This window comes from Flavobacterium zubiriense (assembly GCF_041729725.1).
GTDB classification, from domain to species: domain Bacteria; phylum Bacteroidota; class Bacteroidia; order Flavobacteriales; family Flavobacteriaceae; genus Flavobacterium; species Flavobacterium zubiriense.
Map to the genome: position 1 here is coordinate 31911 of NZ_JBCFQL010000010.1, position 19543 is coordinate 51453.

Annotated in this window: 18 protein-coding genes; 15 read left to right on the top strand and 3 right to left on the bottom strand. The window is 33.8% G+C overall.

What is annotated here, in order from left to right:
* Positions 1 to 137 precede the first annotated feature (137 nt).
* Positions 138 to 2411 (bottom strand): catalase/peroxidase HPI, encoded by a 2274-nt coding sequence (gene katG, locus AAGV28_RS10245; RefSeq protein WP_373406718.1) that lies wholly within the window; start codon positions 2409 to 2411, stop codon positions 138 to 140.
* 296 nt (positions 2412 to 2707) lie between these two features.
* Between katG and AAGV28_RS10250 the strand changes: the two genes are divergently transcribed.
* The 7 genes from AAGV28_RS10250 (at position 2708) to AAGV28_RS10280 (ending at position 11946) form a co-directional block, all read left to right on the top strand.
* Positions 2708 to 4486 (top strand): AMP-dependent synthetase/ligase, encoded by a 1779-nt coding sequence (locus AAGV28_RS10250; RefSeq protein ID WP_373406719.1) that lies wholly within the window; start codon positions 2708 to 2710, stop codon positions 4484 to 4486.
* 238 nt (positions 4487 to 4724) lie between these two features.
* Entirely contained in the window at positions 4725 to 5210 is a 486-nt protein-coding gene (locus tag AAGV28_RS10255; RefSeq protein ID WP_373406720.1) for a MarR family winged helix-turn-helix transcriptional regulator, read from the top strand.
* A 49-nt stretch (positions 5211 to 5259) separates the two neighbouring features.
* Entirely contained in the window at positions 5260 to 7650 is a 2391-nt protein-coding gene (locus AAGV28_RS10260) for a 3-hydroxyacyl-CoA dehydrogenase/enoyl-CoA hydratase family protein (RefSeq protein ID WP_373406721.1), read from the top strand.
* Between the two features lie 122 nt (positions 7651 to 7772).
* Entirely contained in the window at positions 7773 to 8237 is a 465-nt protein-coding gene (gene tnpA / locus AAGV28_RS10265; protein ID WP_373406722.1) for an IS200/IS605 family transposase, read from the top strand.
* Positions 8238 to 8483: 246 nt separating this feature from the next.
* A complete protein-coding gene (locus AAGV28_RS10270) occupies positions 8484 to 9671 on the top strand; it encodes an acetyl-CoA C-acyltransferase (protein ID WP_373406723.1) in 1188 nt (395 codons plus the stop codon).
* A gap of 55 nt (positions 9672 to 9726) precedes the next feature.
* Complete coding sequence (locus AAGV28_RS10275; protein ID WP_373406724.1) at positions 9727 to 10077, top strand: four helix bundle protein; 351 nt, start codon at positions 9727 to 9729, stop codon at positions 10075 to 10077.
* A 78-nt stretch (positions 10078 to 10155) separates the two neighbouring features.
* The gene (locus tag AAGV28_RS10280) at positions 10156 to 11946 is read left to right on the top strand and encodes an acyl-CoA dehydrogenase family protein (protein ID WP_373406725.1); all 1791 of its coding nucleotides are present in this window, start codon (positions 10156 to 10158) and stop codon (positions 11944 to 11946) included.
* Between the two features lie 62 nt (positions 11947 to 12008).
* On the opposite strand, the gene AAGV28_RS10285 is transcribed toward AAGV28_RS10280, so the two are convergent.
* Together AAGV28_RS10285 and AAGV28_RS10290 are read right to left on the bottom strand one after the other, a co-directional pair.
* Positions 12009 to 12533 (bottom strand): DUF4251 domain-containing protein, encoded by a 525-nt coding sequence (locus tag AAGV28_RS10285; RefSeq protein WP_373406726.1) that lies wholly within the window; start codon positions 12531 to 12533, stop codon positions 12009 to 12011.
* A gap of 205 nt (positions 12534 to 12738) precedes the next feature.
* Positions 12739 to 13344 carry an NUDIX hydrolase gene (locus AAGV28_RS10290; RefSeq protein WP_373406727.1) on the bottom strand — a complete coding sequence of 202 codons (606 nt, stop codon included), beginning with the start codon at positions 13342 to 13344 and terminating at the stop codon, positions 12739 to 12741.
* A gap of 7 nt (positions 13345 to 13351) precedes the next feature.
* Between AAGV28_RS10290 and pyrE the strand changes: the two genes are divergently transcribed.
* The 8 genes from pyrE to arsB all read left to right on the top strand — a co-directional run bounded on the left by pyrE (position 13352) and on the right by arsB (position 19531).
* Positions 13352 to 14005 carry an orotate phosphoribosyltransferase gene (gene pyrE / locus AAGV28_RS10295; protein ID WP_373406728.1) on the top strand — a complete coding sequence of 218 codons (654 nt, stop codon included), beginning with the start codon at positions 13352 to 13354 and terminating at the stop codon, positions 14003 to 14005.
* A gap of 11 nt (positions 14006 to 14016) precedes the next feature.
* Positions 14017 to 14409 carry an SRPBCC family protein gene (locus AAGV28_RS10300; RefSeq protein WP_373406729.1) on the top strand — a complete coding sequence of 131 codons (393 nt, stop codon included), beginning with the start codon at positions 14017 to 14019 and terminating at the stop codon, positions 14407 to 14409.
* Between the two features lie 851 nt (positions 14410 to 15260).
* Positions 15261 to 15599 (top strand): P-II family nitrogen regulator, encoded by a 339-nt coding sequence (locus tag AAGV28_RS10305; RefSeq protein ID WP_373406730.1) that lies wholly within the window; start codon positions 15261 to 15263, stop codon positions 15597 to 15599.
* Positions 15600 to 15634: 35 nt separating this feature from the next.
* Positions 15635 to 16837 carry an ammonium transporter gene (locus tag AAGV28_RS10310; RefSeq protein WP_373406731.1) on the top strand — a complete coding sequence of 401 codons (1203 nt, stop codon included), beginning with the start codon at positions 15635 to 15637 and terminating at the stop codon, positions 16835 to 16837.
* Positions 16838 to 16957: 120 nt separating this feature from the next.
* Entirely contained in the window at positions 16958 to 17290 is a 333-nt protein-coding gene (locus AAGV28_RS10315) for an ArsR/SmtB family transcription factor (protein ID WP_373406732.1), read from the top strand.
* An 18-nt stretch (positions 17291 to 17308) separates the two neighbouring features.
* Positions 17309 to 17773 carry a DUF6428 family protein gene (locus AAGV28_RS10320; RefSeq protein ID WP_373406733.1) on the top strand — a complete coding sequence of 155 codons (465 nt, stop codon included), beginning with the start codon at positions 17309 to 17311 and terminating at the stop codon, positions 17771 to 17773.
* A 52-nt stretch (positions 17774 to 17825) separates the two neighbouring features.
* Positions 17826 to 18458, top strand: a complete 633-nt coding sequence (locus AAGV28_RS10325; protein WP_373406734.1) for an arsenate-mycothiol transferase ArsC — start codon at positions 17826 to 17828, stop codon at positions 18456 to 18458.
* 2 nt (positions 18459 to 18460) lie between these two features.
* Positions 18461 to 19531: an ACR3 family arsenite efflux transporter gene (gene arsB / locus AAGV28_RS10330; RefSeq protein ID WP_373406735.1), complete on the top strand. Its 1071-nt coding sequence runs from the start codon at positions 18461 to 18463 to the stop codon at positions 19529 to 19531.
* The last annotated feature ends 12 nt before the right edge of the window (positions 19532 to 19543 follow it).

Consider the following 19543-nt stretch of genomic DNA (forward strand, 5'->3'; position numbering starts at 1 on the left):
GAACTAAAAATAGTTTAATTTTCTATATTCCTTTAACTTCAAAAAATTAAAGATTATCTCAAAAGAAAAAGCTCTCAAATAGTTTCTAACTTTTTGAGAGCTTTTATATTTTGGTTTTTTAGACCAAAGCTCAAGAACTAAACCAAATCAAAACGATCTAAATTCATTACTTTGTTCCATGCTGCCACAAAATCTTTCACAAATTTATGATGAGCATCAGCACTGGCATAAACTTCAGCAATAGCTCTCAACTCAGAGTTAGAGCCAAATACTAAATCCACACGAGTTCCTGTCCATTTAGGCTGACCTGTTTTACGATCTATTCCAATATAAATTTCTTTGCTTTCGTCCATTGCTTTCCAGGCTGTTCCCATGTCTAACAAATTAACAAAGAAATCTGTCGTTAATTGTCCGGGACGAGTCGTTAATACACCATTTTTTGATCCATCAAAATTAGTATCTAAAGCTCTCAAACCACCTATCAAAACAGTTAATTCAGGAGAAGTTAAGGTTAACAATTGTGCTTTATCAATTAGTAATTCTTCAGTAGAAACAGCACTTTTATTTTTTCTGTAATTTCTAAAACCATCAGCAATTGGCTCTAAAAACCCAACCGATTCAACGTCTGTTTGTTCCTGAGTAGCATCTGTACGACCAGCAGTAAATGGAACAGTCACACTTGTTCCTGCATCAGCTGCTGCTTTTTCTACAGCAACATTACCCGCTAATACAATTAGATCCGCAATAGAAACTTTTTTAGATATGTTTGCGTTATTAAATTTACTTTGAATATTTTCTAAAGCCGTAAAGACTTTACTTAATTGAACTGGATTATTTACTTCCCAATTTTTTTGTGGTTCTAATCGAATGCGTGCTCCATTAGCACCACCACGTTTATCAGAACCTCTAAAAGTAGATGCCGAAGCCCATGCAGTAGTCACTAATTCTGATACCGAAAATCCTAATCCTAAAATTTGAGATTTTAACACATCAACATCATTAGCGTCTATTAATTCATAATCTGCAGCAGGAATTGGATCTTGCCATGTAAACACTTCCTGAGGAACATCTGGACCTAAATATCGTGAAAGAGGTCCCATATCACGGTGTGTTAATTTAAACCAGGCTTTTGCAAAAGCATCAGCAAATTGATCTGGATTTTCGCGGAATCTTTTTGATATTTTGGCATATTCTGGATCAAATCGTAAAGATAAATCGGTTGTTAGCATCGTTGGTCGGTGCATTTTGTTAGGATCGTGTGCATCTGGAGTAATTGCGCCAGCATTTGTAGCCACCCATTGATGAGCACCCGCAGGACTTTTTGTTAATTCCCAATCAAAATCTAATAAGTATTCAAAAAATAAGTTGGTCCATTCTGTTGGTTTACTCGTCCAGGTAACTTCAAGTCCTGAACTAATAGTATCAGCACCTTTACCTGTTCCAAAACTATTTTGCCATCCAAAACCTAATTCTTCGATTTCCGAAGCTTCTGGTTCTTTACCCACATGATCCGTTGAAGCCGCACCGTGAGCTTTACCAAATGTATGACCACCAGCAATTAATGCCACCGTTTCCTCATCATTCATTGCCATACGGGCAAAAGTATCTCTAATATCATGGGCTGCTAAAATAGGATCAGGATTTCCGTCTGGTCCTTCTGGATTTACATAAATTAATCCCATTTGAACGGCAGCCAAAGGATTTTCTAAATTACGGGAATGAACTTTTCCATCTGCATCATCATCAGAAGGAACTACGCCGTCTCCTGCTACTCCATGAGAACCATGCGCATAGCGAATATCTCCACCAAGCCAGTTTTTTTCAGAACCCCAATATACATCCATGTCTGGCTCCCAAACATCAGCACGACCACCGGCAAAACCTAATGTTTTGAATCCCATAGACTCTAAAGCGATATTTCCAGTAAGGATCATTAAATCAGCCCAGGAAATTTTATTACCATATTTTTGTTTTATTGGCCAAATCAAACGACGGGCTTTATCTAAAGACACATTATCAGGCCATGAATTTAATGGAGCAAAACGTTGTTGACCTGAACCAGCGCCACCTCGTCCGTCTTGCACGCGGTAAGTTCCAGCACTATGCCATGCCATACGAATAAAAAATGGTCCATAATGTCCAAAATCGGCCGGCCACCAATCCTGAGAATCGGTCATCAAAGCATGTAGATCTTTTTTTACTGCTTCTAAATCTAATGATTTGAATGCTTCTGCATAATCAAATTCTTCGTCCATTGGATTAGATTTTGATGAATGTTGACGTAAAATATCAACTTTTAGCTGATTAGGCCACCAATTTTTGTTTTGCGTTCCATTACCTGCACTTTGCTTAGGAGCGCTTCCAGAAAATGGACATTTTCCACCACCGTTTGAATTGTTTGTATTTTCCATATTTATTTGTTTTTTGTTATTAATTTCGAAATGCTAATCTAGCTACAATAAATCTATTTAAAAACAATTGATAATAGATAAAAACTATAGTTCTATTTTTTATAAACTGTCCTTCAACTAATAAAAATACTAAAAAAACAACTGTTCTCCAGTAAATAATGAACAAACTTAAAATGATATTAAAAAATAAGCTACCTAATCTTATAATTAAATTTATTTTTAAGGCATTTTTTATGATATAAAAATAAAAATTCAATATTTTTTCCTATTTTGCATAGTATTCCAAAACCATAGCTATGAACTCAATCACCCGAATTTTTGACTTCCCGTACCATCAACAGGATGAGTTTACTTCTATTCCAGACGCCTTAACTTCAAAACAAAATGGGGTTTGGGTAAAAATATCTACACAAGAATATATTGCTAAGTCCAATAGTATTTCCAGAGCATTATTGCGAATGGGAATAAAAAAAGACGATAAAATTGCCATCATCTCCTCTAATAATAGATCTGAATGGCACATCGTTGATATTGGTGTTTTGCAAACTGGAGCACAAACTGTTCCAATATATCCTACTATTTCTGAATATGATTATCAATATATTCTTAGCCATTGTGAAGCAAGCTACTGTTTTGTTTCTGACGAAGAAGTATTAAGAAAAATAAACTTAGTCAAAGACAAATTACCTCACCTAAAAGAAGTTTACAGTTTTAATCCTATTACCAATTGCAAAAATTGGAATGAATTACTATTACTTGGAGAAGACGAAAATAATCAAGATGAAGTTGAAGCCCGAAAAAACAGCATCAATACCGAAGATTTAGCTACAATAATATATACTTCGGGAACAACGGGAAATCCAAAAGGTGTGATGCTTTCACATCAAAATATTGTTTCAAATGTTTTAGGTAGTGCTCCTAGAATTCCATTTCAAGCAGGAAAAAGCAGAGCCTTGAGCTTTTTACCTATTTGTCATATTTTCGAACGAATGGTATTGTATTTATACCAATATTATGGTGTATCGATTTATTTTGGAGAATCCATTGAAAAAATTGGAGAAAACATAAAAGAAGTTCAGCCTACAGTAATTACTGCTGTTCCTAGATTAATCGAAAAAGTATATGATAAAATTTATGCTAAAGGAGCAGAACTTACCGGAATTAAAAAGAAATTATTCTTCTGGGCAATTGATTTAGGATTGCGATATGAACCCTATGGAGCCAATGGCTTTTGGTATGAACTCCAACTTAAAATTGCCAGAAAACTTATTTTTAGCAAATGGAAAGAAGGACTTGGAGGCAAACTAGAAGTTATGATTTCTGGAAGTGCTGCTTTGCAAACACGCTTGTCTCGAATTTTTGCCGCTGCCGAAATACCCGTTATGGAAGGCTATGGTTTAACCGAAACTTCGCCTGTAATTGCTGTAAATGATATGAGAAATTATGGTTTCCGAATTGGAACTGTTGGAAAAGTAATTAATAATGTTGAAGTGAAAATTGCCGAAGACGGAGAAATTCTTTGCAAAGGGCCTAATGTAATGATGGGTTATTACAAAAACGAAAAACTGACTAATGAAGTAATTACCGATGGTTATTTCCATACCGGAGACATAGGAAATATGGATCCAGATGGATTTTTAAAAATTACCGATCGCAAAAAAGAAATGTTTAAAACTTCGGGTGGAAAATACATTGCTCCTCAACTTATTGAAAACACAATGAAACAATCGCGTTTTATAGAACAAATTATGGTTATAGGCGAAGGTCAAAAAATGCCAGCTGCATTTATCCAACCTAATTTTGATTTTATAATTGAATGGGCTAAAAAGAATAAAATTGACTTAGATAAATCGCACGAGGGTATCGTTTCTAACGAAAAAGTTATTGCCCGAATCCAACAGGAAATTGATTCTATTAATCCTAAATTTGGTCATTGGGAACAAATAAAACGTTTTGAACTTACTCCAGATATTTGGTCTATTGATGGTGGACAATTGACACCAACTCTTAAATTGAAACGTAAAAACGTTTTAGAAAAATACCAGGATTTATATCAAAAAATATATAGTGCTTAAATAAAAGCTATTTCTTAACTAAAAAAGAGATTGTTTCATACAGTGTGAAACAATCTCTTTTTTTTTAAGCCAAACCATTATTTAACAAAAAAATAGCGGTTTTATATTATGCATGCATACTATTATTTCTTATATTTGAAACAACAACAATGCTAATATCATAATTTTTAGATTAAAATAAAATGATTATGATAAAAAAATGATTTTCTGTTTGAGAGAAATTTAATCAGCATGCCACATGAAAAACAAAACGATAGACTATATTTTAAGAGCGACTTGGCAAGCTATTTCCAGAATGTACAATGAAGAAGCTACTAAATATGGAGCTACAATGGCAACTGGTTTTACATTATTAAGTATCGACAAAGAAGAAGGAACGCCATCTACTGCTTTAGGCCCAAAAATGGGAATGGAACCCACAAGCCTGACTCGTATATTAAAATCGATGGAAGAAAAAGGATTAATCATAAAAAAGAAAAATCCAAATGACGGTCGAGGAGTGTTAATTTACCTAACAGATCAAGGAAAAGAAAAAAGAGCCTTATCTAAAAGTACCGTTATCCAATTTAATGAAAGTATTAAAAAACATATCTCTGATGAAAAATGGGAAAACTTTATAGAAGTTGCCGAAACCATCAACAAATTAATACAAGATAAAGAAATATTTAACCCATCTGAAAATAGAGAAAATGGAATCGCTACAACCGAAAAAAACAAAAAATAATTCATTAGTAACGATAATAAATTCAGATAAAAATAAATAGTAACAACTTATGAAACGCACAATTAAAAAAGTTGCCGTAATCGGTTCAGGGATCATGGGTTCAGGAATTGCTTCTCATTTTGCAAACATCGGTGTCGAAGTATTGCTTTTGGATATTGCTCCAAAAGAACTTACTGAAGCCGAGAGCAAAAAAGGACTCACTCTGGAAAGTAAAGTAGTTAGGAACCGAATTGTCAATGAGCATTTGGCTAATTCCCTAAAATCAAAACCCTCCCCTATTTACAGTGCAAAATTTGCTAGCAGAATCACCACTGGAAACACCACGGATGATATGGCAAAAATTGCTAATGTAGACTGGATTATAGAAGTTGTGGTAGAACGTTTGGACATCAAAAAATTAGTTTTCGAACAAATCGATCAATACCGAACTCCGGGAACCTTAGTGACTTCAAATACTTCTGGGATTCCAATCCATTTTATGAGTGAAGGACGAAGTGATGATTTTCAGCAACACTTCTGCGGAACACACTTTTTTAATCCGGCGCGTTACTTACAATTATTCGAAATTATTCCGGGACCAAAAACTTCGACTGAAGTATTGGTTTTTTTGAATAATTATGGAGAAAAATTCTTAGGAAAAACTTCGGTTGTTGCCAAAGATACTCCTGCCTTTATTGGAAACCGTATTGGAGTTTTCGGAATCCAAAGTTTGTTTCATTTGGTAAAAGAAATGAATCTGACTATTGAAGAAGTCGATAAATTAACAGGACCTGTTATTGGACGACCAAAGTCGGCTACTTTTAGAACTGTTGATGTAGTAGGTTTAGATACTTTGGTTCATGTTGCCAATGGAATTTACGAAAACTGTCCTGAAGACGAAGCGCATGAATTATTCAAACTTCCGAAATTCATTACCAAAATGGTCGAGAACAAATGGTTTGGAAGCAAAACGGGACAAGGTTTTTACAAAAAAGTAGACAAAGACATTCTTTCATTGGATTTGAATACTTTAGAATATCGTGCAGCTAAAAAAGCTTCGTTTGCTACTTTAGAACTCACAAAAACCATTGATAAACCTATTGATCGTTTTAAAGTTTTAATAAAAGGACAAGATAAAGCGGGCGAATTTTACAGAAAAAGTTTCGCCGCATTATTGGCTTATGTTTCCAATAGAATTCCTGAAATCTCAGATGAATTATATAAAATTGACGATGCCATGAAAGCGGGTTTTGGCTGGGAAAATGGTCCATTCGAAATTTGGGATGCCATTGGGGTTGAAAAAGGAATCGAAATGATAAAAGCCGAAGGTCATACTCCTGCTCCATGGGTAAATGAAATGTTGGCTTCAGGAAACAATAGTTTTTATTCTGTGAAAGAAGGAGCTACTTATTTCTATGATATTGCAACCAAATCACAAACTAAAGTTCCGGGACAAGATGCTTTTATCATTCTGAATAACATTCGCGAAAGCAAAAAAGTCTGGAGCAACAGTGGTGCTATCATTGAAGATTTAGGCGACGGAATTTTGAATATCGAATTCAAATCGAAAATGAATACTATTGGTGGTGATGTATTGCAAGCCATCAACAAAGGAATTGATTTAGCTGAAAAAGAATATTCAGGATTAGTGATTGGAAATCAAGCCGCTAATTTTTCGGTTGGTGCCAATATCGGAATGATATTCATGATGGCTGTGGAACAGGAATACGACGAACTGAATATGGCAATCAAACTATTTCAGGATACAATGATGCGTGTGCGTTACTCTTCAATTCCTGTAGTAGTTGCACCACACGGAATGACTTTTGGTGGTGGATGCGAAATGAGTCTTCATGCCGATAAAGTGGTTGCAGCAGCAGAAACCTACATGGGATTGGTTGAATTTGGTGTTGGTGTGATTCCTGGCGGCGGTGGTTCAAAAGAATTGACTTTACGTGCCTCCGACTTGTTCCGAAAAAATGATGTAGAACTCAATACTTTACAGGAATATTTCCTGACCATTGCTATGGCAAAAGTATCAACTTCTGCTTATGAAGCCTTTGACACTGGACTTTTACAGCATGGAAAAGACATTATTGTAGTAAATAAAGACCGCCAAATTGCCGAAGCAAAAAAACATGCCTTATTAATGGCTGAAGCGGGTTACACTCAACCTATCAAAAGAAATGATATCAAAGTTTTAGGAAAACAAGTTTTGGGAATGTTCTTAGTAGGAACCGACCAAATGCTTGCTGGTAAATACATCTCGGAACACGATAAAAAAATTGCAAACAAACTAGCTTATGTCATGGCTGGAGGTGATTTATCTGAACCGACATTGGTTTCTGAACAATACTTACTCGATTTAGAAAGAGAAGCTTTCTTGTCTCTTTGTACCGAAAGAAAAACAATGGAGCGTATCCAGTATATGTTAAAGTCGGGGAAACCTTTGAGAAATTAGTATCAATTTGAAAAATTAAAGATTTGGCAAAAAGCAATGACCTCGTAGAGGTCAACTATTTGTAGAAAATAGAATAATTTTAGTTTTAGCTCCGTAGGAGCGACCTGTAAAAAAATGAATTTATGGCAAATACCTATTCGCAAATTTATATCCAAATTGTTTTTGCCGTAAAAGGAAGAGAAAATTTGATCAAAAAAGAAAACCGTGAAGAGTTACATAAATTCATTACAGGTATTGTTTCCAATAGAGAACAAAAGTTATTAGCCATTTTTGCAATGCCAGACCACGTTCATATTTTGGTTGGAATTAAGCCAAATATTGTAATATCTGATTTGGTGAGAGATATAAAAGCTGGTTCATCAAAATTTATTAATGACAGTAAATGGATTAATGGAAAATTCAGTTGGCAAGAAGGATATGGAGCATTCTCTTATTCAAAAAGTCATCTTGACAATGTGATAAAATACATTTTAAACCAAGAAGAACATCATAAAAAACAAACATTTAAAAAAGAATATCTTGCCTTTTTAGAAAAATTTGAAATTGAATATGAGGAAAAATATTTATTTGAATGGATCGAATTATAAACAGGTCGCTCCTACGGAGCTCATCAACAAATTCGCAACTTAATGCTACAAACAGTGTGCCTCTACGAGGCAAATAAATAGGAGCAAAAAAGAACATGATACTAATTAAAATCTTTACAAAACAGTTCCGTAATAGAAAAAGCACTAAAAAAACCTCGTAGAGGTTTACTGTTTGTAAAAAATATAGTTTGAAATTAAATTTAGCTCCGTAGGAGCGAACTGTAAAATATCAAAATAATAAGAATTATGAAAAACACAACAGCATATATTGTTTCTGCATACCGCACTGCAGTTGGAAAAGCTCCAAAAGGTGTATTCCGTTTCAAACGCCCTGATGAATTGGCAGCAGAAACCATTCAACACATGATGAATGAATTGCCTGATTTCGACAAAAAAAGAATCGATGATGTTATGGTAGGAAACGCTATGCCAGAAGCCGAACAAGGATTGAATTTTGGACGATTAATTTCCTTAATGGGATTAGAAATTAATGATGTTCCCGGAGTAACCGTTAACAGATATTGTGCTTCGGGATTGGAAACCATCGGAATGGCAACTGCCCGAATCCAATCAGGAATGGCAGATTGTATTATTGCCGGTGGGGCCGAAAGCATGAGTTTTATCCCAATGGGCGGTTACCGACCTACTCCAGATTATGCCGTTGCCAAAGCTGGTCACGAAGATTATTACTGGGGAATGGGACTAACAGCCGAAGCCGTTGCCAAACAATTCAATATCTCCAGAGAAGACCAGGATTTATTTGGTTATCATTCGCATCAAAAAGCACTGAAAGCACAAAACGAAGGTAAATTTGATAATCAAATTGTTCCAATTACTATCGAACAAACTTTTGTTAATGACAATGGCAAAAAAGAGACAAAATCATATACCGTAAACAAAGACGAAGGACCAAGAGCCGATACTTCACTAGAAGCTTTGGCTAAACTAAGACCCGTATTTGCCGCTGACGGAAGTGTAACAGCAGGAACTTCATCTCAAATGAGTGATGGTGCTGCCTTTGTTTTGATTATGAGCGAAGAATTGGTGAAAGAATTAAACCTAACACCTATAGCAAGATTAGTCAATTACGCATCCGCTGGAGTAGAACCAAGAATCATGGGAATTGGCCCTGTAAAAGCCATTCCAAAAGCCTTAAAACAAGCAGGATTGCAATTGAAAGACATTGATTTAATTGAATTAAACGAAGCTTTTGCTTCTCAATCCTTGGCAGTAATTAGAGAATTAGACTTGAATCCTGATATTGTTAATGTAAACGGAGGTGCCATTGCATTAGGTCATCCTCTAGGTTGTACCGGAGCAAAATTATCCGTTCAATTGTTTGACGAAATGAAACGCAGAGGTAATAAATACGGAATGGTTACTATGTGTGTAGGAACAGGACAAGGAGCAGCAGGGATTTTTGAATTGCTTTAGAAGAAAATAGAACAAAGAATAGAGATAATAGAATATAGACTAAAAAGAATGAGAAATGCGTCATAACTATAAAAACTTGAAAATTTGGCAACTTGGAATAGAAATCGCAAATGATGTTTCTGATATCCTTTTAGAATTTCCAAAACACGAAAGATATGATTTAAGCTCTCAGTTAAGTCAATGTTCCGTTTCAATTCCAAGTAACATTGCTGAAGGTTCTTCTAGAACTGACAAATCTTTTAGCCACTTTATAGATATCTCTCTAGGTTCTTCATTTGAATTAAACACTCAATTAATAGTAGCAAAACATCGAAAATACATTAATGAAAAAACATTTAATCAATTAGAAAAAAAAGTAGAAGAATTTCAAAGAATGACTATGGGATTTCAAAATGGACTAAAATAAAGTCTATTTTGAAAATTTAAACTCTAGTTTCTCTTTTCTATATTCTTTATTCTATTTTCTCTTTAAAAAAAATAAATCATGGACAACAAAACAAGAGGCGGACAATTCCTCGTAAAAGAAACAAAATGCGAAGACATTTTTATTCCAGAAGATTTTTCGGAAGAACAAAAAATGATGCGCGACATGGTCAAGGAATTTGTTGACAAAGAACTTTGGCCCAACAAAGACCGTTTTGAAAAAAAAGATTTTGCTTTCACGGTCGAATGTATGCAAAAAGCGGCTGAACTTGGACTTTTAGGAATTTCTGTTCCTGAAGCCTATGGCGGAATGGGAATGGGATTTGTAGAAACCGTTCTGGTTTGTGATTACATTTCAGGAGCAACAGGATCATTTTCTAGTGCTTTTGGAGCGCATACAGGAATTGGAACGTTACCAATTACCTTATACGGAACAGAGGAGCAAAAACAAAAATACGTTCCTAAACTCGCTTCTGGCGAATGGTTTGGTGCTTATTGCCTTACTGAACCTGGTGCTGGAAGCGATGCCAATTCTGGAAAAACAAAAGCTGTTTTATCTGAAGATGGTACTCATTACAAAATTACAGGACAAAAAATGTGGATTACCAATGCTGGATTTTGTTCGCTTTTTATTGTTTTTGCCCGAATTGAAGACGATAAAAACATCACTGGTTTTATTATCGAAAACGATCCCGAAAACGGAATTTCTACCAATGAAGAAGAACATAAATTAGGAATTCGTGCTTCATCAACAAGACAAGTTTTTTTTAATGAAACTAAAGTTCCTGTAGAAAACATGCTTTCTGAAAGAGGAAATGGTTTTAAAATTGCGATGAATGCACTGAATGTGGGTCGTATTAAATTGGCAGCAGCCTGTTTGGATTCACAGCGAAGAATCATCACTGGATCGGCTAAATATTCGAATGAAAGAGTGCAGTTTAATGTTCCTATTTCTAAATTTGGTGCCATTCGATACAAATTAGCCGAAATGGCTACTAGCTGTTACGCAGGTGAAAGTGCGGTTTACAGAGCGGCAAAAAGCATTGAAGAACGAATTTCCATTCGCGAAAGTGAAGGTGCTTCACAACAGGAAGCCGAATTAAAAGGCGTGGAAGAATTCGCTATAGAATGTGCTATCTTAAAAGTAGCGGTTTCTGAAGACATTCAGAATTGTTCTGATGAAGGAATTCAAATTTTTGGAGGAATGGGATTCTCTGAAGACACTCCTATGGAAAGTGCTTGGCGTGATGCCAGAATTACTCGAATTTACGAAGGAACTAACGAAATCAACCGAATGCTATCAGTAGGAATGTTAATTAAAAAAGCCATGAAAGGTCATGTGGATTTATTAGGTCCAGCTTCAAAAGTACAAGAAGATTTAATGGGAATTCCATCATTTGAAACTCCTGATTATTCTGAATTATTTTCTGAAGAAAAAGAAATGATTAGCAAATTGAAAAAAGCATTTCTAATGGTTGCTGGTGGTGCTGTTCAAAAATACGGTCCTGATTTAGACGAGCACCAACAATTGTTAATTGCATCTGCTGATATTTTAATCGAAATTTACATGGCTGAATCTACTATTTTAAGAACAGAGAAATTAGCTAAAAAAGAAGGAGAAGCTAATATTAAAGAACAAATTGCAATGGCAAAATTATATCTTTATAAAGCAGTCGATATCATTACTCAAAAGGGAAAAGAAAGCATCATTTCTTTTGCCGAAGGCGATGAACAACGCATGATGTTAATGGGATTGAGACGTTATACTAAGTATACCAACATGCCCAACATTGTAGAAATTAGAAGAACTATTAGTGCTAAAATTATTGCCGAAAACAAATATTGTTTTTAATATAATTTGTTGCAATCAGGTATAAAAAACGTCCCAAAAATTGGGACGTTTTTTGGTACATATCATTTTTTCTCTTCTTCTTCCAATGGCGATATTTCACCAAAATAAGAAATAGATTCTCTATTATTACTAATGATGGTTAGTGTGCTACTTCCTTCAAATAGTACAGAAAGCGTGATATTAAAAAAATCCTGCTGTCCTTTAACTGCAACATCAATTTGATATCCTTTTTTCTGCTTGTTTACTACAAATTTTTCTGGTTTTCCTTCAAATTTTAATCCTGTATCACTACCACCATAACCTAATCCGCTAAATCCTCTGCCAAAAAAAGGCATTTCACTTTTTATAAAATCAGGTTTAAACTGGATAAAATTAGGAATGATACTTAAATCGACCATTCTAAAAGTTTGCGAATTTAAATTTCGAGCAACAAATTGAAATTCTTTAGCATCAATTAGTTTTTCAATCTCTTTTTTCTTTTCTATGCTTTTTTCAATTCTAAGTTGCTTTCTTGTCTTTTCCTGAGAAAACCCAGTTAAAACATTAAAAAAAAGCAAGAATACCATAGCAACTTTATATGTTTTCATAATTTTTAGTTTTTAATAATACCAAAATATTTAAAAAAAATCATCTAATATTAAACGACTTTGATCTAATAAAATTACATTTTTGAAACAACAAAAATTATTCCTGTATTTAGTTAAAAAGCAAAATTGTATGAAAAAAACTAGGAGATTGTCTCAATATTATATTTTAGAAACAGTAAAAAGAATGATTAATAGAACAAAATGATTAAATTTTTAACTGTTTATCTTCTTCAAATAACAATTTAATGTTCTCATAAGAGTTCTTCAAAACTTCCGGAATGTCATTTGGATGAATCCAGGCTACTTTTTCAATACCTTCTTCTAATTGCCCTTGAGGTGTGCCTTCAAAATCTGAAAACATTTCAAACCAATGGGTTATTTTTAATTTATAAACCCCGTTACGCTTGAAAACATGATAGGTTTTTTGCAGTTTATTTATAATTCTTAATTGATTGACACCTGTCTCTTCTTCCACCTCGCGCATAGCAGTTTGCTCAATTTCTTCCTTCTTTTCGACACCTCCTTTTGGCAAATCCCATTTCCCATTTCGAAAAATAAACAAAACTTCCCCTTTTTTGTTATACACTAAGCCTCCACCTGCTTTATTCACTGGGATTTTAGCTTTTAAGGTTTTCATAATCTCCTTTTCATCAGGATGATAGAGATAAGCTTTTTGAATTTTATTTTGAAAAATTTTAACTATAATTTGCTTTATATCAATGCTTTCCAATAAAAACAACTGAAAATCTGTCTCTTTAGAGATTTTATTTGTCAAAAAAAGTGGTTTGTCGTTCACAAAAACTTTATACATTTGTACTATGATTTTTAATAAAGATACAGCCGAAAAAACAGCCGAATTGCTTTTACAAATAAATGCAATTAAATTGAATCCTGAAAATTCTTTTACATGGGCTTCAGGGTGGAAATCACCCATTTATTGTGATAACCGCTTAATACTTTCATTTCCAGCAATAAGAAATTATGTGAGAGATGAATTTGCAAAAAACATAGAAAAACAATTTGGAAAACCAGATGTTATTGCTGGAGTTGCAACTGGAGCTATCGGAATAGGTATGCTTGTTGCCGAAAGCATGGGATTACCTTTTGTTTATGTACGTCCAGAACCTAAAAAACACGGTCGTCAAAACCAGGTGGAAGGTTTCTTGCAAAAAGGACAAAATGTAGTTGTGGTTGAAGATTTAATTAGTACAGGAAACAGTAGTTTGCTTGCTGTTGAAGCTTTGCGTGCTGCAGGAGCTAATATTAAAGGTATGGCTGCCATTTTTACTTATGGTTTTGATGTGGCCGAAGAAAACTTTAAAAATGCAAAACTGGATTTATATACTCTTAGTAATTATCAAAATCTTTTGAATTTAGCTGTAGCTAAAAAATACATTACAGAAAAGGAAGAAAGCACTTTAAGAGAATGGAGCGTTACTCCTTCTACATGGGGACAAGTAGATAGCAATTAAAAAACAAAATCATGAACTTAGAAAGTCCAAAGGTTAACCTTGAAAAATCGGCAGATGAATTATTTAATTTATTGACCGATATGAAAAATTTCGAAAAATTAATGCCTGAAAACATTGCTAAGTTTGAAGTTATTGGAGATGATTCATTTCTTTTTGGTTTAAAAGGAATGCCTGAAATACAACTGAAAGTAAATGAAAAAATAGCTCCAAACAAGATTGTTTTTGGTTCAGCAAGTGATAAAGTGCCTTTTACATTAATAACTAATATTGAAAGTGTTTCGTCTAATTCAAGTTCAGTAAAATTAGATTTCGAAGGAAGTTTCAATCCTATGATGGCAATGATGGTAAAAGGACCAATTAGTAAATTTATCGAAACTCTTGTTTCTAATATGCCTAAATTATAGCTTATCCTCTTAAAAACAAACTTTTCAAACCCTTTTAGTTTAAGACTAAAAGGGTTTATTTTTTTATACAAATGGCTTAATGAATAGCTATTCTTACCTCATTTCTTTTATTTTCAGTTTTTAACTATTTCACTTTTAGTAATAGAAAATAAAATCTACTCGTTGGGTGAAATTGTTTTTGGATATTAAATTTTCGTCAGTTCGAGTGAATTTTCAGAAAACGCGACAGCTTTTTCGGAAAATTTGTATCGAGAACAAGAAAATATTGAATAGAAAACGGTTCTCGATACATTTTTCGCTTCATTTCATTACGCAAAAAACACTACCATTGAGGTTTTTGATAATTTCACCCAACGGGTAATATCTCAATTATTTTAGCTCGACTCCTCCTGTTTTATTTGTATAATTTACACAAAAAAACTCAATCACCCACTTGTTTTATAGGTTAAAATATAAAAATGCATTGAAATTAAGCCAAAAAGACGTAAAAAAAACACACTTTACTAAAACAACCCTATTTTTTTAGGGGCACATACAAAAATACATTTATGAAAATATCAAAATTCAATTACCGAAATTAAAGATTATACATTATTTTGATTTGATTTTCGGTAATTGACAATTCTTTCATGTTTTAAGCAAAAAATACCAAATCTTTGATATTTTTAAATCAAAAGTTGATAAATTCGCCATTATCAATAACAAAAAAACACAATCACTAATAATTATTCAAAAACACAAATACCTTTTATGAAAACCAAAAGAAACTAACACTTAACTGAAAATAAAAAACTTTAAAAAAAGAAACAATAGAAAACTTTTACCATAAATCAATTTAAAACCCATTTATTATGAAAAAAATCGAAGCAGTGATACGAAAATCTAAATTTGAGGATGTTAAAAAAGCATTGCACCAAATTGAGGTTAACTTTTTTACCTATTGGGACGTTACTGGAGTTGGTAACGAAAAAGAAGGACACGTATACAGAGGAATCACTTACAGTACTTCAGATATCCAAAGAAGATATATTTCGATAGTAGTTTCAGATCCTTTTTTAGAAAGAACCATTGACGCTATTTTAAATGCGGCAGAAACAGGAATGGTTGGAGATGGAAAAATATTTGTTTCTGATATCACGGAAACTTACCGAATTAGAACCAAAGAAAAAGGAACAGACGCTGTTAACTAAATCATTTTTTAAAATTAACTTATAAAATATATATTATGGATACGAATGCTGTATTAGACTTAATGTGGGTATTAATCTGCGGAATTTTAGTGTTTTTCATGCAAGCTGGTTTTACTCTTGTAGAAGCTGGTTTTACAAGATCAAAAAACACAGGAAACATTATAATGAAAAACTTAATGGATTTTTGTATTGGTAGCATTGCCTTCTGGGTACTTGGTTACTCATTAATGTACGGAGATTCAATTAGTGGTTTCATAGGAACTCCAAGTTTGATTTTTGACACTGCTGCTGATATGCACAGTTTATTCTTTCAAACTGTTTTTGCTGCTACTGCTGCTACAATTGTTTCTGGAGCTATTGCTGAAAGAACTAAATTTACTACTTATTTATTCTTCTCTCTTTTAATGACTTTAGTAATTTACCCAATCTCGGGAAGCTGGGTATGGAACGGTGGAGGTTGGTTAGCTCAAATGGGCTTTACTGATTTTGCTGGTTCAACTGTAGTACACTCTGTAGGTGGATGGGCCTCATTAGTTGCTGCTGCAATGGTAGGACCTAGAATTGGAAAATACAATGCTGACGGAACTTCAAATGCTATTCCTGGTCACAACATTATGTTAGGAGCTTTAGGGGTATTCATTTTATGGATGGGTTGGTTTGGATTTAACCCAGGTTCTCAATTAGCAATCTCTGGAGACAATGCAATTGCTGTAGCTGGAATCTTTATCACGACAAATTTAGCTGGAGCTGTTGGAGCAATAGCTGCTATGTTTGTAACTTGGATTATCTACAAAAAACCAGATATCTCTATGACATTAAACGGTGTATTAGCTGGACTAGTAGGTGTAACTGCAGGTTGTGCTGCTGTAGATACTGTTGGTGCATTCTTCATAGGATTAATTTGTGGTATTGCTGTAGTATTCTCAATCGAATTTATCGACAAAAAACTTAAAATTGACGATCCGGTTGGAGCAATATCTGTTCACGGAGTTTGTGGAGCTTTAGGTACTATATTAGTTGGTGTTTTTGCTACTGATGGTGGATTACTTTACGGAGGTGGATTTGAAAAACTAGGAGTTCAACTTACAGGAGTAGTTGCAATAGGCGCATGGGCTATCGTAACCTCTTTTATTGTACTTTTTGTTCTTAAAAAATTGATGGGATTGAGAGTTACTAAAGAAGAAGAAATTGACGGATTAGATATCCACGAACATGGTTCAAATGTTTATAATGATTAAGAAATACTAACTATTAATTTTCAAAATGAGGCTATCTAAAAAAGACAGCCTCATTTTTTTTACACAAAATGATGATTATATTGCTTTTATATCGTAATATTGCAATATAAATATATTACGATGGGAACTACAAAATCCGAACACTTTACCGATACACAAAACGAAATGGCGACTTTAGCTAAAGCCATAGGTCATCCAGCACGAATTGCCATTATAGAATACCTTATAAAAGTGGATAGCTGTATTTGTGGTGATATTGTAAATGAGTTACCACTCTCCCAACCTACTATTTCGCAACACCTGAAAGAACTTAAAAACGCCGGACTTATCAAAGGAAACTTTGAAGGAAATGCAATTTGTTATTGCTTGAACGAAGAAGGTTTTAATAAAATAAAGCTCTTTTTTAATCATGTAAATACCTATTTAGAGAACAAGAAAAATGAATGTTGTTAATTTTTAAATTAGTACAAAATGAAATTATCAGAAATTAAAAATCTATTGAGCAGCGTAGAAACAGTTGCTTTTGTATTACCAAACGGAACTTATGTTCCTGAACATTTTCACGTAACCGAAGTCGGCTTGATTTCTAAAAACTTTATTGATTGCGGCGGAGTAGTGAGAAAAGAAACCGTTGTTAATTTCCAATTATGGAATGCCAATGATTTTGATCACCGTTTAAAACCTAAAAAACTATTGGATATCATTACGCTATCTGAAAAAGTTTTAGGAATTGGAGATTTCGAAATAGAAGTAGAATATCAATCCGAAACAATAGGAAAATATGATTTAGGTTTCAATGGTAAAGATTTTACTTTATTAAACAAACAAACCGCTTGTTTAGCAGAAGATCAATGTGGAATCCCTCCGTCCAAACAAAAATTATCTGACAACAATACAGAGACCAGCTGCTGCCCACCAGGAGGAAGCTGTTGTTAATTGTATCGACAAAAAAAGCAAACATCAATCCAATAAATTTTAAACTAAAAACATGACTTCAACACAAACTGCATTATTTCCAGAAATTGAAAAAGTAATTCATCGTTTTAATTTCGAAACTATATCCGAAGAACGCAAACATATTTTACAGCCTTTAATTGATTTTATTCAATCCAAAGCAAATAACAAACAAGAAATAAGACTAAACCTGATTTGCACACACAATTCTAGAAGAAGTCATTTGTCCCAAGTTTGGGCTCAAACCGCAGCAACTTATTACGACATCAAAAATGTATTTTGCTATTCTGGAGGGACTGAGGCAACTGCACTATTTCCAATGGCGGCTCAAACATTAGCCAAACAAGGATTCCAAATTAAAACTATTGCCGAAGGAAACAATCCTATTTATGCAATAAAATATACTGAAAACGCACATCCTATCATTGGATTTTCTAAAACCTTTGATTCTGAGTTCAATCCACAATCGGAATTTGCAGCGATCATGACTTGTTCAAGTGCGGACCAAGGTTGTCCGTTTATAGGAGGTGCCGAAAAGCGTATCCCAATTACTTTTGAAGATCCAAAAGCTTTTGATAATACTCCGCAACAAGCTGAAAAATATGAAGAAAGAAGCATTCAAATTGGTACAGAACTTTTATATGTGTTTTCACAAATTCAAAAATAACCATGTCAATAAATCATTGTACACCCGCTGTTTCTAGAAAAAAGCTGAGCTTTCTTGATCGTTTTCTAACACTTTGGATCTTTTTAGCCATGGCTGTAGGAGTGGGTATTGGAAATTTTATTCCGTCTAGCAGTAACTTTATCAATTCCTTTTCAAACGGGACAACTAATATTCCGCTCGCTATAGGACTTATTTTAATGATGTATCCTCCACTAGCAAAAGTAAAATATGAACAAATGGGCGAAGTATTTAAAAACGTCAAAGTTCTAAGTGCTTCATTAATTTTGAATTGGATTATTGGTCCTATTTTAATGTTTTCCTTAGCATTATTATTTCTAAATGGTTATCCAGAATACATGATTGGACTAATTCTTATTGGGCTTGCCCGATGCATCGCTATGGTAGTTGTTTGGAATGACCTTGCCGATGGAAACAGAGAATATGCCGCTGGACTTATTGCTTTAAACAGTATTTTTCAGGTCTTGCTTTACAGCGTGTATGCCTATGTTTTTATCACTGTACTTCCTCCCTATTTTGGTTATAACGGATTTGAAGTCAACATTAGCATAGCACAAATTGCAGAAAGTGTTGGGATTTATTTAGGAATTCCATTTGCTTTAGGAGTTATAAGTAGATACAGTTTAATAGCCTTAAAAGGCGAAGATTGGTTCCAAAATAAATTTGTTCCCATTATCTCTCCTATCACATTGATTGCGCTATTATTCACAATCATCATTATGTTTAGTTTAAAAGGAGCGCTTATTGTTCAAATTCCTATGGATGTGGTACGAATAGCCATTCCACTGGTTATTTATTTCAGTCTAATGTTTGTGATAAGTTTCTTTATTGGAAAATATTTTGGCGCTGACTATTCTAAAAGTACAGCGATTGCTTTTACAGCTACAGGAAACAATTTCGAATTAGCCATTGCAGTAGCTATTGGTGTTTTTGGAATTAACAGTGGACAAGCTTTTGCCGGAGTTATTGGTCCATTAGTTGAAGTTCCAGCTTTAATTGCATTAGTAAATGTTGCCTTTTGGTTTCAAAAAAAATATTTCCAACCCATTAAGTAATCTTACGTAAAA

Coding starts and splice junctions, on each gene's coding strand:
- AAGV28_RS10255 (WP_373406720.1), top strand. CDS start 4,725: ATGAAAAACAAAACGATAGACTATATTTTAAGAGCGACTTGGCAAGCT.
- AAGV28_RS10325 (WP_373406734.1), top strand. CDS start 17,826: ATGACTTCAACACAAACTGCATTATTTCCAGAAATTGAAAAAGTAATT.
- pyrE (WP_373406728.1), top strand. CDS start 13,352: ATGATTTTTAATAAAGATACAGCCGAAAAAACAGCCGAATTGCTTTTA.
- AAGV28_RS10315 (WP_373406732.1), top strand. CDS start 16,958: ATGGGAACTACAAAATCCGAACACTTTACCGATACACAAAACGAAATG.
- AAGV28_RS10300 (WP_373406729.1), top strand. CDS start 14,017: ATGAACTTAGAAAGTCCAAAGGTTAACCTTGAAAAATCGGCAGATGAA.
- AAGV28_RS10285 (WP_373406726.1), bottom strand. CDS start 12,533: ATGAAAACATATAAAGTTGCTATGGTATTCTTGCTTTTTTTTAATGTT.
- AAGV28_RS10290 (WP_373406727.1), bottom strand. CDS start 13,344: ATGTATAAAGTTTTTGTGAACGACAAACCACTTTTTTTGACAAATAAA.
- AAGV28_RS10320 (WP_373406733.1), top strand. CDS start 17,309: ATGAAATTATCAGAAATTAAAAATCTATTGAGCAGCGTAGAAACAGTT.
- AAGV28_RS10260 (WP_373406721.1), top strand. CDS start 5,260: ATGAAACGCACAATTAAAAAAGTTGCCGTAATCGGTTCAGGGATCATG.
- AAGV28_RS10305 (WP_373406730.1), top strand. CDS start 15,261: ATGAAAAAAATCGAAGCAGTGATACGAAAATCTAAATTTGAGGATGTT.
- AAGV28_RS10250 (WP_373406719.1), top strand. CDS start 2,708: ATGAACTCAATCACCCGAATTTTTGACTTCCCGTACCATCAACAGGAT.
- AAGV28_RS10310 (WP_373406731.1), top strand. CDS start 15,635: ATGGATACGAATGCTGTATTAGACTTAATGTGGGTATTAATCTGCGGA.
- AAGV28_RS10275 (WP_373406724.1), top strand. CDS start 9,727: ATGCGTCATAACTATAAAAACTTGAAAATTTGGCAACTTGGAATAGAA.
- katG (WP_373406718.1), bottom strand. CDS start 2,411: ATGGAAAATACAAACAATTCAAACGGTGGTGGAAAATGTCCATTTTCT.
- AAGV28_RS10270 (WP_373406723.1), top strand. CDS start 8,484: ATGAAAAACACAACAGCATATATTGTTTCTGCATACCGCACTGCAGTT.
- arsB (WP_373406735.1), top strand. CDS start 18,461: ATGTCAATAAATCATTGTACACCCGCTGTTTCTAGAAAAAAGCTGAGC.
- AAGV28_RS10280 (WP_373406725.1), top strand. CDS start 10,156: ATGGACAACAAAACAAGAGGCGGACAATTCCTCGTAAAAGAAACAAAA.
- tnpA (WP_373406722.1), top strand. CDS start 7,773: ATGGCAAATACCTATTCGCAAATTTATATCCAAATTGTTTTTGCCGTA.